The organism is Desulfosarcina variabilis str. Montpellier (assembly GCF_048565275.1).
In the GTDB taxonomy this organism is placed as follows: domain Bacteria; phylum Desulfobacterota; class Desulfobacteria; order Desulfobacterales; family Desulfosarcinaceae; genus Desulfosarcina; species Desulfosarcina variabilis.
The window spans coordinates 7,606,731-7,621,437 of record NZ_CP159846.1 but is presented as its reverse complement, the minus strand read 5'-3'; the positions used below and the strand labels follow the sequence as shown (position 1 = coordinate 7,621,437).

At 56.0% G+C, this 14,707-nt stretch carries 12 protein-coding genes; all 12 read left to right on the top strand.

The annotated features are described in order from the left end of the window. Positions 1-245 precede the first annotated feature (245 nt). Entirely contained in the window at positions 246-1,256 is a 1,011-nt protein-coding gene (gshB, locus tag Dvar_RS34375; RefSeq protein ID WP_419657640.1) for a glutathione synthase, read from the top strand. Between the two features lie 53 nt (positions 1,257-1,309). Further along, the gene (locus Dvar_RS34370; RefSeq protein ID WP_419657639.1) at positions 1,310-2,971 is read left to right on the top strand and encodes an ABC transporter substrate-binding protein; all 1,662 of its coding nucleotides are present in this window, start codon (positions 1,310-1,312) and stop codon (positions 2,969-2,971) included. A gap of 89 nt (positions 2,972-3,060) precedes the next feature. Further along, positions 3,061-4,038 (top strand): ABC transporter permease, encoded by a 978-nt coding sequence (locus Dvar_RS34365; RefSeq protein ID WP_419657638.1) that lies wholly within the window; start codon positions 3,061-3,063, stop codon positions 4,036-4,038. A gap of 1 nt (position 4,039) precedes the next feature. Continuing rightward, entirely contained in the window at positions 4,040-4,996 is a 957-nt protein-coding gene (locus Dvar_RS34360; protein WP_419657637.1) for an ABC transporter permease, read from the top strand. After that, positions 4,993-5,976, top strand: coding sequence for an ABC transporter ATP-binding protein (locus Dvar_RS34355; RefSeq protein WP_419657636.1), 984 nt, complete (start codon positions 4,993-4,995; stop codon positions 5,974-5,976). The genes Dvar_RS34360 and Dvar_RS34355 overlap by 4 nt, the downstream gene beginning before the upstream one ends. Further along, positions 5,973-6,959, top strand: a complete 987-nt coding sequence (locus Dvar_RS34350) for an oligopeptide/dipeptide ABC transporter ATP-binding protein (protein ID WP_419657635.1) — start codon at positions 5,973-5,975, stop codon at positions 6,957-6,959. Before Dvar_RS34355 ends, Dvar_RS34350 begins: the two co-directional genes overlap by 4 nt. Before the next feature lie 26 nt (positions 6,960-6,985). Then, positions 6,986-8,461: an adenylate/guanylate cyclase domain-containing protein gene (locus Dvar_RS34345; RefSeq protein WP_419657634.1), complete on the top strand. Its 1,476-nt coding sequence runs from the start codon at positions 6,986-6,988 to the stop codon at positions 8,459-8,461. Further along, complete coding sequence (locus Dvar_RS34340) at positions 8,458-9,726, top strand: GAF domain-containing protein (RefSeq protein WP_419657633.1); 1,269 nt, start codon at positions 8,458-8,460, stop codon at positions 9,724-9,726. The genes Dvar_RS34345 and Dvar_RS34340 overlap by 4 nt, the downstream gene beginning before the upstream one ends. A gap of 16 nt (positions 9,727-9,742) precedes the next feature. Further along, entirely contained in the window at positions 9,743-10,021 is a 279-nt protein-coding gene (locus Dvar_RS34335; protein ID WP_419657632.1) for a hypothetical protein, read from the top strand. 12 nt (positions 10,022-10,033) lie between these two features. Next, positions 10,034-10,930, top strand: a complete 897-nt coding sequence (locus Dvar_RS34330; RefSeq protein WP_419657631.1) for a formylglycine-generating enzyme family protein — start codon at positions 10,034-10,036, stop codon at positions 10,928-10,930. 121 nt (positions 10,931-11,051) lie between these two features. Continuing rightward, the gene (locus Dvar_RS34325) at positions 11,052-14,282 is read left to right on the top strand and encodes an Npt1/Npt2 family nucleotide transporter (RefSeq protein WP_419657630.1); all 3,231 of its coding nucleotides are present in this window, start codon (positions 11,052-11,054) and stop codon (positions 14,280-14,282) included. 9 nt (positions 14,283-14,291) lie between these two features. Further along, a complete protein-coding gene (locus tag Dvar_RS34320) occupies positions 14,292-14,705 on the top strand; it encodes an SET domain-containing protein-lysine N-methyltransferase (protein ID WP_419657629.1) in 414 nt (137 codons plus the stop codon). Positions 14,706-14,707: the final 2 nt, after the last annotated feature.

Below are 14,707 nucleotides of genomic sequence, written 5' to 3'. Positions count from 1 at the left end.
GTGACCGCATTTGGAACCGAATCCTGCAATAAAAGGGTCGCAGGCATGGCCAGCTCCTACAAAAAACCACACATGGCTAAGCAGTTGGCGGTTGGAGCGGGCCATGCCCGTGAAAAACATCACAACCATCCAAATGCGGTTACCCTGGGTAGACTAATCCGTCAGGGTTGCCAATCCGCTAAAATCGATATAAAAATAATCATCCAGTCTTTGTCACCAACCCTACAACTGTGGATGTGTGGATAATGAAGATTGCCTACCTGATGGACCCGCTGGAAAGCATCCAGCCGGAAAACGAGACCACCAGCCACCTGATGTATGAATCCAACGAACGGGGGCATACCATTTATTTTTTGGAGCCCCATGACGTTTATATCCGCAAAGGTCAGGTCGTGGCCCGCATGCGCAATATCAGTGTTCAGCCGGGGCTGGGAATGGAAGCTTACTGGCAGGCGATTATTCGTTGTGCCAAACAGGAGCATCTGGTGTTCGAAACCGTTACCGACCTGGATGCGTTGTTCTTGCGCAGCAATCCACCGCTTAATTATCAGACTCTGGAGTTTTTGCAAGCCGCTAATAAACACGTTTTCATTATTAACAGCACCACCGGCCAGATTCTGGGCAACAGTAAACTCTATACGTTGAATTTTCCGGAAATCATTCCCGAAACCCATGTTTCCCGTGATCCCTCGCGCCTGCGCAAAATCATTGACGATTTTGGCGGCGACATGGTGGTCAAGCCCCTGCAGCGATTTGGCGGAGAAGGCGTGATCAAGGTCAGTACCCGCGACCGGACCAATCTCAACTCTTTGATTCACTACTATGTCCGGGCCTATGAAACCTATGCCCGGCGTGAGCCGATCATGGTGCAGGAGTATCTCAAAAGTGTTAAAAAAGACGGCGATGTGCGCATTCTTCTGCTCAACGGAGAAATCATCGGGGCCATGCGCAGAAAACCAAAAAGAGGGGATTTCAGGACCAATGTGCACGCGGGCGGCCAGGTTCATGCCCATCGGGTCACGGCCAGGGAGCGGCGGATCTGTGAGACCATCAAAGACAAGTTGATTGCTGATGGACTTTATTTCGTGGGCATCGATATTATTGCCGGCCGGTTGGTGGAAATCAATTGTGTCAGCCCCGGCGGCATTCCGCGCATCAACCGGCTCAACAATGTGCGACTGGAATGTAACGTGATCGATTTCATTGAAAGACGTGTGGATGCGATTAAACATCCGCCTCAACGAAAGCGGGCGTGATCATGGGAGCGGGAAGATGTTGGCTTGGCATTGTTTTCCTATTGGTTACCGTGATGACACTGACCGCATGCCATGAGGGTGGCCGGCCCGACGCCCTGAACATCGGTCTGGCCGAGGAACCGCGCACGACTAACATATGGCTGGCCAGTGACGCCAACTCCCGCAAGGTGCTCTCCCTGATTTACCAACCCCTTTACATGAACGACCCAGAGACCCTGGGATTGGTCCCCTGGCTTGCTCAGTCCATGCCGGTCTACGATCCGAATGCGTTGACGTACACCGTGACGCTGCGTTCGCTAAAGTGGTCCGACGGTACCCCTTTCACTGCGGCGGATGTGGTGTTTACCGGATGGCTGATTCAAACATTCAAGGTTCCCCGGTACGCGTCCAAGTGGAGTTTTATCGCGCGGGTCGACACACCAACCCCTCACACGGTGGTTTTTCACCTCAAAAAACCCATGGCCGCCTTTCTTTCATCGACACTGGCCACGCCCATTGTTCAGGAGCGGGAGTGGGCGGCGATTGCCAAGCACGCCCAGACCACCGAAAACCCCCTGGCCACACTGCTCAACCACCGCTTGCAACATCCCATTGGCACCGGGCCATTCACGCTGGCCCAGTGGCGCCAAGGCGCATTCTTGCACTTAAAAAAAAATCCACATTTTTTCGCCGACGGGAAGGTGATCAATGGAATGCGTTTGGGGCCTTTTGTCGACGACCTGATCTATTCCGTATTCGGCACCTCCGATGTGGCCATCCTGGCCCTTAAAAAAGGCAGTATCGACATGTTCTGGTGGCCGATCCAACCTGGATACATGGATGACCTGGAGAGCCGTCAGGATATTCGCCTGTTCACCAATGAAAAGAGCGCGCTCTACTTTATAGGGTTCAACCTTCGCAAACCGCCCTTTGACGATCTGGTCCTGCGCCAAGCCGTGGCCTATATGATCGACAAGGATTTCATCGTCTCCCGCATCCTCCAGGGACAGGGAACCAAAATGTTTTCGGTGGTGCCGGCGGAAAACCGGTTCTGGTGCTGTACGACATTGCCCCGCTACGGCGATGGCATGTCTCATGATGCGCGCGTTCGAACCGCCTATGGCCTTTTGAGTGATGCCGGATACACCTGGGACGTCCCCCCCGTGGATGCAGCCGGTAATCTTCAGGCAGCCACCGGGATCCGCATGCCCGACGGCCGGCCCATGGCACGTTTTACCATCCTTACACCGCCGGCCGACTACGATCCCCATCGAGCCACCAGCGGATTGATGATCCAGGAGTGGCTGCGTGAGCTGGGCATGCCTGCCTACGCCCGGCCCATGGCCTTTGCCTCCATGCTGCAGCAGGTCAAGCGCAATCACGATTTCGATGCATTTATTCTCGGTTATGGGCGGCTTCGCCTGGACCCGGATTACGTTCGCAATTTGTTTCATTCGTCCAGCGCCAAGTCCGGCGGATGGAACATGAGCGGCTACCATAATCCGGAATTCGATCGCCTGGCCGACCGCTCAAGATCCGAAATGGACCCTGAAAAACGCCGGGAGCTGGTCATTCAGATGCAGATGCTCATTGCCCGCGATCTGCCTTACATTCCCCTTTACAAACCTTCGGTGGTGGAGGCCGTGCGGGCGGACCGCTTCGAAGGGTGGGTGCCGATGCTGGAAGGCATTGGTAATATTTGGTCGCTTTGCACGGTCAAACCAGTGACTAATTGAAAATGGGAAATTAATTGAAAATGGAGAATGAAGGAATAAAAAATGATAGAATACATTAATTATCCATTATCCATTTCCAATTATCAATTATGGGTTTAAGAGCTTTTCTCATAAAACGCCTGACAGAGATCACAGTGATCTTTTTCATCATCATGACGGTCCTGTTTCTGTTGTTCAGGCTGGCGCCGGGTGATCCGGTGGAGCGTATGGTTGATCCGTCCATGACTCCCGAGGATGCCCAGGCGCTCAGGCAAAGCATGGGATTGGACGAGCCCCTGTTGACCCAGTACCGTATCTACCTGAAAAACGTGTTTACCGGTCACATGGGCGTGTCGTTTCACTACGGCGAGCCGGTGACCCGCATCCTGATGCAGCGCCTGCCCAATACGATTTTGCTTTTTACCACGTCCATTATTCTTTCGGCCCTTTTAGGCATCTTTCTGGGTAAGATTGCCGCCTGGCAGCGGGGGGGGCGCACGGATACGATCATGACCATCGGTGCCCTGTTTTTCCATACCCTGTTTTTGCCCTGGCTGGCCCTTTTGATGATCTGGTTTTTCGCCTACCAGGTGGGATGGTTCCCCATCACCGGCATGGTTTCGCCCCAGGTATGGATCGACCCGCAGGCCGGGGTGGTGGCCAAGACCCTGGATGTGCTGCATCACATGGCGCTGCCGCTGTTGACTCTGGTCCTGATTCATTTCGGCAGCTACCTGTTGGTGATGCGCTCCAGCATGCTCGATACCTTGCGGGAGGATTACATCCTTACCGCCCGGGCCAAGGGGCTGGACGAGAAAACCATCCGCGACCGCCACGCGGCACCCAACGCAGCCTTGCCGGTGGTGACCAGCGTGGGGCTTAGCCTGGCCTTTTCCATTAACGGCGGTGCTCTGACCGAGACCGTTTTTTCCTGGCCGGGGATCGGCCAGGAGCTCGTGTTTGCCATCAGTCACAGCGACTATCCCCTGGCCCAGGCCGCCTTCCTGTTGATTGCCATCGTGGTCCTTTTTGCCAATCTGCTGGTGGACGTGCTTTACGCCTATTTAGACCCGAGGATCCGATACTGATATGACCGAGCCTGCCCATCCTGATCCGACAATCGAACCGATCCACGATATTGTCGTGGCCAGTCGCCGGTCCCACTGGCTGGAACGTGTGAAAGACGGTTGGGCCGTTTATCGCCGGAATCTGGTAGGCCGGATCGGGTTGGTGCTGCTGACCCTTTTCGCTATGATGGCGGCCGCCAGCTTCATTCCCCAATGGATCGACCCCATTTACCATCCCATGAGCGGGGTGGACCCGGACATTTCCTACAGCACCGGTCCAAGCCTGCGCCACTTCCTGGGAACGGACTATATCGGCCGGGATATTTTCAGCCAGCTGCTGGCCGGTGCCCGGATTGCCTTCATGGTGGGCATCTCATCGGCCCTGATGAGCATCATTTTCGGCACCACCATCGGCATGGTTGCCGGGTATGCGGGAAAAACCCTCGATCTGGTATTGATGCGCCTGGCGGACATGATCATGGTCATGCCCACCCTGCTGGTGGTGTTGATCCTGTCGGCCCTGTTCGGCCAGCTCAACATCTGGGTCATCGTGCTGGTGATCGCCCTGTTTCGCTGGCCCGGCGTGGCCCGCATGATCCGTGCCCAGACCCTTAGCCTGCGGCATCGGCCGTTTATCGAGGCGGCCCGCGTGTCCGGCGCGTCGCATCGGCGGATCATTTTCAGACACATCCTGCCCAATGTGATGCCCCTGGCCCTGCTTTACATGACCTTCCGGGTGACCTCGGCCATCATCATCGAGGCGGCCCTGGCTTTTCTGGGGTTTGGTGATCCGGGGACGGTCAGTTGGGGGATGATGCTGCAATGGGTCTGGAAGACCGGCCACATGTTCCAGGCGCCCTATTGGCTGCTGCCTCCGGGGCTGTGCATTTCCCTGATCACCATGGCCTTTTACATGACCGGCCGGGCCATGGAGGATGTGCTGGACCCGCGCTTGCGCAAGGAGGAGACCAAACCATGAGCCCCGCCCTCCTGGAAGTCGATCATCTTTCCATCGCTTATCGCACTGCCGGTGGCACCCACCGGGCGGTGGACGATGTATCGTTTCGCCTGGAACGGGGGGACGCCTTGGGACTGGTGGGTGAGTCCGGGTGCGGCAAGACCACCATCGGGATGGCCCTGATGGGCCTTCTGGCGTCCAATGCCAGGATTGTTGGGGGACAGGCCCGGCTGGATGGTGAAGACTTGACGGCTGTCAGCGATGCCCGCATGCGGCAGATCCGCTGGCGACAGATTTCCATGATTTTTCAGGCCGCCATGAACGCCCTGAACCCGGTGCATCCCATTGCCGACCAGATTGCCGAGGCGATCATTACCCACGAGCCTGAGCTTTCCGCCCATGCCGTGAGCCACCGTGTGCGCTCTCTGGCCAACCTGGTAAGGATTCCGGAAAAGCGTCTTACCGATTATCCGCACCAGTTTTCCGGCGGAATGCGCCAACGGGTGATTATCGCCATGGCCCTGGCCTGCAATCCCTCGTTGATCATTGCCGACGAACCCACCACGGCTTTGGATGTGATCGTGCAGAATCAGATTTTAGCGGCCATCGCCACTTTCCAACGGGAGATGAACATCGGCATGATTTTTATCTCCCATGATATTGCCGTGGTGGCGGATGTGTGCAGCCACATCGGCGTGATGCACGACGGCCGGTTGGTGGAGATCGGTTCCCGGCGGGAAGTTCTGGACTGTCCGGGGCATCCCTATACCCGGATGCTTTTGGGTAGCCTGATCACCTTGTCCGATGATCCCGTTGATTTTTCGGCTGGCATGGGCACCATGGAAAAAAACGGGCCGTCAGCGGACAAGGGCTGCCGATTTTCTCCTCAGGTCTGTCCGGATGCCGGGGCCATCTGTCGCCAGGCCCAAACCGAATGGGTGGACTTGACCGCTACCCACCGGGTACGATGCAGCCTTGCTGCGAAAAAGAGGGAAGGATGAGCGCATTGGATACGCCCCCGATTCTCACGCTCACCGAGGTGACCAAGGTTTACCATGCGAGGCAAGGGTTGTTTGGCCGGGCGGGTGATCCGGTAATCGCCCTGGATCGTTTCAGCATGAGTGTGCAACCGGGAGAAATCTACGGCCTGGTCGGCGAAAGTGGTAGCGGAAAGACCACGGTCAGCCGGCTCATTGTCGGCCTGGAAAAGCCCGATGGCGGCCGGATCGACTTTTCCGGCGCCTCGATTATTGGCCTTGGCGGAACTCAGCGCAAGGCCTTTACCCGCGCCGTGCAGTTGATTTTCCAGGATCCTTACCAGAGTTTGAATGCGCATTTTTCTGTTTTCGATACCGTGTGCGAGCCCCTGGTGATCCATGGCCTCGGCAACAGCAGCGAGCGTTTGACCAAGGTCTGCCAGACCCTGCAGGTCGCAGGCCTGCAGCCACCGGAATCCTTTTTGAATCGCTACCCCCACCAGCTTTCCGGCGGCCAGCGCCAGCGGGTGGCCATTGCCCGGGCCATGGTCCTGGAGCCTGACTTTTTGATTGCCGACGAGCCTACATCCATGCTCGACGCCTCCATCTCGTTTCAGATCTTTCAGCTGCTGCACCGCTTGCGCAAAACGTTTTCCGTGACCATGTTGTTCATTACCCATAGCCTGGCAGCGGCAAGACATTTGTGCGACCGCGTGGGGGTGATTTATCGGGGACGACTGGTGGAGGAGGGGACGGCTACAGAAACGATTCTGGGTCCCCGCCACCCGTATACCAAGGCGCTGTTGGAGGCCCATCCCCGATTCGGCAATCATGACCCAAAGCCCTTGAGCACCCTGCGTGAAGAAGAGCGGCCTGTTCCGGACGCCTCCCACTGTGCCTTTTACCCCCGCTGCCGGATGGCCCTGGACGCGGTGTGTGACCGACAAGCGCCGACCTTGAGACAGCTTGAACCCGGCCATCGGGTGGCCTGTTTCCGCTTTGAATAACCCCGACGATCATGGGAGTGGATGCCATGCCATCCTCATCCTCACCATCAAGCAAAAAAAACAGGAACAGGGGCATTCGCAATGTCCTTCTGGCCGGGGTGTTCTGGCGCATTCTGACCATTGAGATGATTCTTCTGGTCTGGTCGGTGGGCTACCGGATGGTCGCCCAGGATGCAAGCGGCATGGACCTTGTCTGGTATGCGCTGCGAATCATTGGTCTGGTGATCATCATTTTGCTGTTCATGATGCTGAGCCTGCGACGGTTTCTGGAAAAAAAAATTATCCGGCCCATGGAGGCCGTCTCCGAGGCCAACCGGCGTCTGAATGTGGCCCATCCGGAATTGGATGATGTTCCCTTGGATGACGATGCCGCCATTGAAATCCGCGACATTGTCTCCACCCGGGCGCGCATGCTCGAGGCCATTTTAAACGTGTCCAACCAGCGCCTTCAACTGGTCAAATTCATCCGCGAAACCTTTGGCCGGTACATGAGCCGCAAAATTGTCGATGAAATTCTTCAGTCGCCCGAGGGCCGGCGCATCGGTGGCCGCCGGCAGACCGTTACCGTCCTCATGTCCGATCTGCGGGGCTTTTCGGATCTGTCCGACTCCCGCGACCCGGAAGAGATGGTGCGTATTTTAAACCGCTATCTGGAGGCCATGACCCGGGTCATCCAACGCTATGACGGGGTGATCGACGAATTCATCGGGGATGCGATTCTGACCGTTTTTGGGATCCCCGATGAGAAGCCAGACGACCCGGCCCGGGCTGTTGCCTGCGCCCTGGCCATGCAAAATACCCTGGCCGATTTGAACCAGGACCTGTTGCGTGACGGGTTGCCGCCCCTGGAGATGGGCATCGGCATCAACACCGGGCCGGTGGTGGTGGGCAATCTGGGGTCGGAGGCGCGCACCAAGTACGGTATCGTGGGCGCGGTGGTCAACATCGCTTCGCGCATTGAGTCCAATACCATCGGCGGGCAGGTGTTGGTGGGGGAGGCGACCTTTGATCAGGTGAGGGACATGGCATCGGCGGATCCCCCCTTGATGGTGATGATGAAAGGGCTCAGGCGGCCGGTGGTGTGCTATGCGGTGACGGCCATCGGTGGGCCCTATGCAGTGAACCTGAGGGTCACGCGCGACCCGACACAGGCGGCAGAGATTCATCTGCCTTTTTTGTTGTGGCGGCTGGCGGGCAAGCGGGTGGTGTCCGAGAGCATTGCCGGTGAAACGCGACGGCTCGGCCCCACCACGCTGAGCGTGCGGCTTCCCGTGCGGCTGGAGCCGTTGACAAATGTGAAACTGTTATTTACGGTCTGCCGTGAAGCGCATTGTTTCTCGGATATTTACGCCAAGGTGAGCGCCATTGCGGACAGCGAGGACAGCCGGGAGCAGCCGCTTCATCGCCTGGACATTACCTACATGGACCAGGCTGACAAAGTTGTCTTAAACCGATGGATCGACGTCTCCAAACCCCATGGAGAGGAGTTTATTTGGCCATGACCGCCGCCGCCCGCTTCGACAATCCGGATGCACCCATCACCAGTATGATGAGTTTTGCGCCGCTGATCCGGCATGCTGAAAAGATTCCCATCCCGGGCGAATCAATCTGCAGTTGCCTTTCTGCTGAATTGACCGCCATGCTTGGCGACGTGCCGGAATTTATGGCGCCGATTACGGATCATGCCATCCTTGCCCGTCATCCCCGATTGATGAATGCCCTGATGGAATTGGTTTTTCCGCTCTTGTACCGGGAACGCGAGATCGCCTGTGCCATGATGCCTTTTTCGGACCGGCCGTTTTTTGCCACCCCCCGTTTTGAAGCGCTTTTTCTGGATGGACAGGGACGGCTCAAAGGTGAGATGACCATGGACGCCGGGCAACTGGAGGAGGGCAAGCGCATTGTCAGCTATCTGTCCATCCTCGAAAAGTACTACGGGATTCAAGAGGAATTGAGGGTCCCGATTGTCAGGCGCATCCAGGACCCGGAGAGCGGACTGGACCGGTATTACGACATCCGGTTTGATTTCCGCTTTCTGGATGTCAACGCCAAAAAAATGCCCGATCCCCCAACGCCCGAGATGCTTTCGCGCATTCGTCAGCACTTAAATGACGCTAACCGGTTGATGGAACTGATTCCTCCGGATAATTTTGAATTGCACGGTTTTATCGTTCACAGCGCCGTGGATGTGACCGTGGCCAGCATCGTGTCGGCCCTGGAACGTGAGCTGATCGACCGGTTGGCGTTGATCTCCAAGGACGGGTTTGCCCGCATCCAGCAACTGTTGCGCTCTCTGTTTCGCAAAAAGAACCTGATCGCTGGTATTTCGGCCCTTCAGGATGACCAGGTGCTGCTCATCAATACCGGCTCGAAAATGGTCGACCACTGCATTTTCCAGAGCAGCCGACATGTTCCGATGTCGGAATTTGTTGACACGCCCTGGGCGCAGGCGGTCAGGAATCGGCGTAGCGTCCTGGTCCGGGATGTGGCCGAGAGCTTTGGCAAGCAGCCAAGCGGGCACAAACAATATATACCCGAGGCCCGTTCGATGATGATCGTCCCCCTGATCTATCAGGATGCGGTGATCGGCACCCTGGCCGTTAATGACCCGCAAACCGATGCCTTCAGCGCCATGGATACGCTTCAGATGAGCCAGCTGGGGCCGCTGTTTGCCGTGGCCGTCAACAAGGCCTTGAGCGATCTGGAACTTCAGGTTCAGAGTATCATCAAGGAGAAATACACCGACGTCGATCCGTTTTCGCTATGATGAAAAACGGTTTGATGTGGACGGCGCCTATGATGTGCGCTATGAAATTATTAAATCCAGGCTTGACAAAGCGCACGTCAAAGGCAGCCATGAGCGATTGACCCAACCGGGCAAGGTTGCCGTGGTTTTTTCCCATCCTGAAGAGGAGCAAGAAATCAGGCGCAATATTGATTTTTTAAGCGGGCAGGGGACCCTGACCGGAGAAACCGATTTTCTGGAGATCGAGGATCTGCCGGGCGTTTACGGACTGAAGGCCTTGCGCGCCACCATCAACCTCGAACAAGCGCCCGGCTAAAGGCATGTTTTCATGACACAGCGATTCCCCTCCAAACGTCTACCCCAATGGTGTTGCCAGTCGTGGTCGATAGTGGTGCTGGTGCTGGTCGCAGCGGTCTTGATGGGGCATGGCACCCGATTGCCGGCGGCTGCCCAAGACCCGATGGTGACCAACCGGCTGGGCATGACCTTTGTTCTGATCCCGGCCGGAGATTTCATGATGGGCAGCCCCGAAACGGAGATCGATCGGGGCACATCGGAAATTCAACACCCCGTGACCATCAGCCAGCCCTTTTATTTGCAGACCACGGAGGTGACCGTTGCGCAATGGCGGGCGGTCATGGGGCGGCGTTTTTTTGCCCGCAAACGGGGCGCAGGCGATATGCCGGTGATCAAGGTTTCCTGGAAGGACTGCCAGAAATTCATCCGCAAGCTGAGCCGGATGACCGGGGCGCATTATGGGTTGCCAACCGAGGCGCAGTGGGAGTATGCTGCGCGGGCCGGCAGCGTCACAGCCTATTTTTGGGGCGATCAGATCGATTGCCGCCGGGCCATGTACGCCAACAACCCGATGAAATATGACGCCTGCGTCAGCGTCAATCGGGACCGGGGGTGGGAACCCGGTTGCCGGGCACCGGTCAAGCAGTATCCCCCCAATGCCTGGGGGCTCTACGATATGCACGGCAATGTGTGGGAATGGTGTGCGGATTTTTTCCAGCGCTATTCCAAGGCATCCGAGGTTGATCCGTGCAAGGATGATTCCGGTCAGGACCGGGTGCGCCGCGGCGGCAGCTGGTTCAGCCCTGGATATGCCTGTCGTAGTGCCAACCGGGCTTATGGACATCCCATGAGCCGGATGCAAAATACAGGATTTCGAGTGGTCATGCTCCCACCGGTCCGGCCGGTCCGGACCGATTCACCCGACTGATGGCTATTTCATGCCTACAGCAAAGCGATTTCCTTCCGTGTTCGCCAGGTGGGGGGAAATACCAGCCGTGAACCACTGACTGATCCGGATTTACTATTTTCCGAACAAAGGAACCGCCGCATTGGCACTGCTAAAAACAGTCGGGCGTTGGATAAATGTCCACGAAGAGGAACTCGGGCTGTTCCTGTGGACCGTGATCCTTTTGTTCTTGGTGCGCAGTGCGGGGATCTTTTTGAACAACTACGCCGAAACGGCCTTTTTAAAGCGTTACGGCGTGGAATATATGCCCATCGTAACCATGATCAATGCGGTGCTGACGTTTTTTGTGATGGGCATCATCACCGGCTTGACGACCCGACTGCCGGGTGCGCGTCTGCTCTCCCGCTTGTTTGTGTTTTGCGGCCTTTCCGTGGCGGCCATACGCGTGGCAGTGCCTTTCGGTGTTGAACTGATTTACCCGTTGCTGTTCATGCTCAAATCCCAGTACGAAGTTCTACTCGGATTGCTGTTCTGGAATCTGGCCAACGACTTGTTCAACACCCGTCAGTCCAAGCGGCTTTTCCCGCTGATCACCGCCGGTGGGGTAATCGGGCAGATTCTTGGCAGCTTTGCCACTCCCATGGTGGCGCGCTGGCTTTATGTCGACAATCTGCTGATGGTATACGCGGTCACCGCCCTGGCCGGTGCCTGGGTGGTGCATGCCATGGGCCAGCGCTATCCCACGCTTTTGTTCCAGCAACAAGAAAAGGGGATGGAGAAACAGCGGTCCTCGCTGGTCAAGGAATTCAAAACGATTTTCCCGCTGCTGCGGTCATCGGTCCTGTTGAAAATACTGGTGGTGCTCACCTTCATGCCCAATGTGGTGATCCCCATCATGAACTACCAGTTTAACTTTGCGGTCAACGAGCAGTTCGCCACTGAATCGGGGCTGATTGAATTTTTCGGCTACTTCCGAGGCGTGCTCAACACCATCAGTCTGGTGATTCTGCTTTTTGTGGGCAAACTTTACGATCGCTTCGGATTGCCTGTGGCCTTGATGTTTCACCCGTTCAACTATCTGATGGTGTTCGCCGTTTTTCTATTTCGCTTTGATGCCGTGGGGGCCGTGTATGCCCGTATGTCTTCCAATATCATCCGTACCACCATCAACCTTCCGGCAACGGCCGTGGTCACCGGACTGTTCCCTGAATCCTACCGCGCCATGGTCCGGCCTTTTTTGCGCGGAACGGTTGTGCGCATCGGTCTGTTTTTGGGGTCCGGGCTGATTCTGCTTTCCGAAAGTCTGTTTCATCCGCGCTATCTCTCCCTGGTGGCCATGCCTTTTGTGCTGGCCTGGCTGGTTGCGCCGTTTATCCTCAAACGGCAATATGCGGGTGTTTTGCTGGATCTGATCGCCGATGATGGGATGGATCTACATACCTTGAATACCAATGAACTGCAGCAGGTATTCAAAGACAGAGACGTGCAGCAACGCTTAGTGGATCGTTTTTGGCGGGAGTCGGGTGAGAATCGTCTGTGGATCGGCCAATTGCTCAAGCCCATTGGGCTACCGGAACTGGACGATCATGTGCTGGCCATGTTAGCCCAGGATCAGCCGGTCCACATCCGTATCGGACTTGTTGATCTGCTTTCGGATGAGGCTGGACCGGCCGCCGTGGACACGTTCCGGAAGCTGATCGATACCGGTGCGCCTGAACTGATCGTAGCCATGATCGATGCGGGGCAACGGATGTCGAAAGACGTGCTTGCCCCGTTTTATGAGGCGGTTTACCACTCGCGCCTGCCTTTGGATGTCAAGGCCAGGGCCGTGGGGGTACTGCATCAGATCGACCCAAAGACCTATGCACCGCTGGTACGGAAATGGATTGCCGCAGGCCATGGTCAGACGCTCAGAGCCGGTATCATTGCTGCCGGGATAAGTCAGGACGCTTATTATTCGGATTTGCTCAAGGGGCTGTTGCTGTCCCATGCCAACGATGACGAGATGCTTCTGCAGATTCTTGGCAGTTTGCGGCGGGTTCCTGTCAAAGGACTCAATCCATTGATCGTGATGCGTTTGTGGGATCCGGATCCACGCATGCGCCGGGCCATCCTGGATGTTTACCAGGTTGAAGACGAAGCCTCCCTGAAAAACGTGATCCCGCTGCTTGGCGATGAAAAAGAAGACATTGCCGGCCTGGCCTACACGAAAATCAAAACCGCCGGTTTTCAGAACAGCCTGCGGCTGATCAAATCCCTTTCACTTCCCAGCAGAAAAGTCCGGGAGGCGCTTTTTGATCTCTTGTCGGACATGGCGATCAAGGACCTTGACGTCTACCGCTTTGTTCAGTTGCAGGCCCGGATGTGCTATCAATTGATCGATCAGGCCCAAGGGGTACGAAAACTACCGGATAACGCGGTTCAAGAGCTGCTTGCTGTACATCTGGACGAACGCGTCTGGTTTGCGTTGCAGACCACCCTGCGTGTGTTGGCGGTCCAGGATCGATCGGGACGGATGCAGAAAATCAGGCGCGGAATTTTCTCATCGGACACGCGTCAACGCGCCAACAGCCTGGAAGCCATGGATGACATCCTGGATAAAAAATTGAAACGTCTGTTGATGCCGCTTTTCGAAGACATGGATCCCGATGAGCGGATCGCCGCAGGCAAAAAGCGTTTTCCAGACGCCTTTTACCCAAACACGCCCACATACTTGATCGTGTCCCTGCTGGGCAGTCGAAACTGGGTTACCCTGGTGCTCTCGCTTGCCCTGGTTGAGCGAAGGGATGAAATTTCCCATTTTTTGCCGTATATTGAGCATCTTTTTGACCATGATAATCCGGATGTCGCCCAGAAGGCCCATGATCTACTCATTAAGCACTCCCATTTTACGTCCATGCAGGAGGACATCATGCAAGCAGACAAAATCCCCCTCTCCGATAAGATTTTGTACCTGAAAAAAATCGAAATCTTTTCCGACTTGTCTGTCAACGAGCTGGCGGCTGTGGCCGCGGTCACCGAGGAGGCTTTTTTTGAACACGGCGCAACCGTGTTTGAGGAAGGCGATCAAGGGGATACCTTGTTTTTGATTGTGGAAGGGGAAGTGGCCGTGGTGAAAGGCTGCCGTTCCGATCGACAAATCGAGCTGGACAGCATCGGTTCCGGCGACTATTTTGGTGAGATGGCCCTGTTTGGAGATGAGCGGCGTTCGGCCACCATTCGCGTAAAAAAAACGTCCCGGTTTCTGATGCTGCATAAGCAGGAACTGCAGGAGATTGTGCGTGAGTTTCCTCAGATCGCCCTGCATGTATGCCGTGTCCTCAGCATGCGCATACGCCACCTGCATACGAAAATTTCTGACCAGAACTGTTAAAAGATGAAAATGAAAAAAAAGAATACCAAAAAGATCGACCCGCTTTACAGACATCCAAATCTTGTTATCTCACCTTGTGAATTCGGTCACGGGGTTTTTGCGACAAAATCCATCCCGGCTGATACGACCCTGGAGGAGTGTCCGTACCTGCGCATTCGGGCCGATGAATGTGCCGGCACACTGGATGATTACGTATTCAATCTGGAAACCAAAGCGGACAACGGCGATTCGGACATCTACTCCCTGGTCCTCGGCTGGGGGAGCCTGTTCAACCACGCCGATGACCACAACACGGAATATTGGCATGACACTGACCGTGATTTGATTATCTTCCATACCATCAAAGCGGTGGCTGCCGGGCAGCAGCTTTTCGTCAATTATGGAGAAGAATGGTGGGGCTCCCGGGAGCTGATGCCGGAATAACG

Coding starts and splice junctions, on each gene's coding strand:
- gshB (WP_419657640.1), top strand. CDS start 246: ATGAAGATTGCCTACCTGATGGACCCGCTGGAAAGCATCCAGCCGGAA.
- Dvar_RS34370 (WP_419657639.1), top strand. CDS start 1,310: ATGACACTGACCGCATGCCATGAGGGTGGCCGGCCCGACGCCCTGAAC.
- Dvar_RS34365 (WP_419657638.1), top strand. CDS start 3,061: ATGGGTTTAAGAGCTTTTCTCATAAAACGCCTGACAGAGATCACAGTG.
- Dvar_RS34360 (WP_419657637.1), top strand. CDS start 4,040: ATGACCGAGCCTGCCCATCCTGATCCGACAATCGAACCGATCCACGAT.
- Dvar_RS34355 (WP_419657636.1), top strand. CDS start 4,993: ATGAGCCCCGCCCTCCTGGAAGTCGATCATCTTTCCATCGCTTATCGC.
- Dvar_RS34350 (WP_419657635.1), top strand. CDS start 5,973: ATGAGCGCATTGGATACGCCCCCGATTCTCACGCTCACCGAGGTGACC.
- Dvar_RS34345 (WP_419657634.1), top strand. CDS start 6,986: ATGCCATCCTCATCCTCACCATCAAGCAAAAAAAACAGGAACAGGGGC.
- Dvar_RS34340 (WP_419657633.1), top strand. CDS start 8,458: ATGACCGCCGCCGCCCGCTTCGACAATCCGGATGCACCCATCACCAGT.
- Dvar_RS34330 (WP_419657631.1), top strand. CDS start 10,034: ATGACACAGCGATTCCCCTCCAAACGTCTACCCCAATGGTGTTGCCAG.
- Dvar_RS34320 (WP_419657629.1), top strand. CDS start 14,292: ATGAAAAAAAAGAATACCAAAAAGATCGACCCGCTTTACAGACATCCA.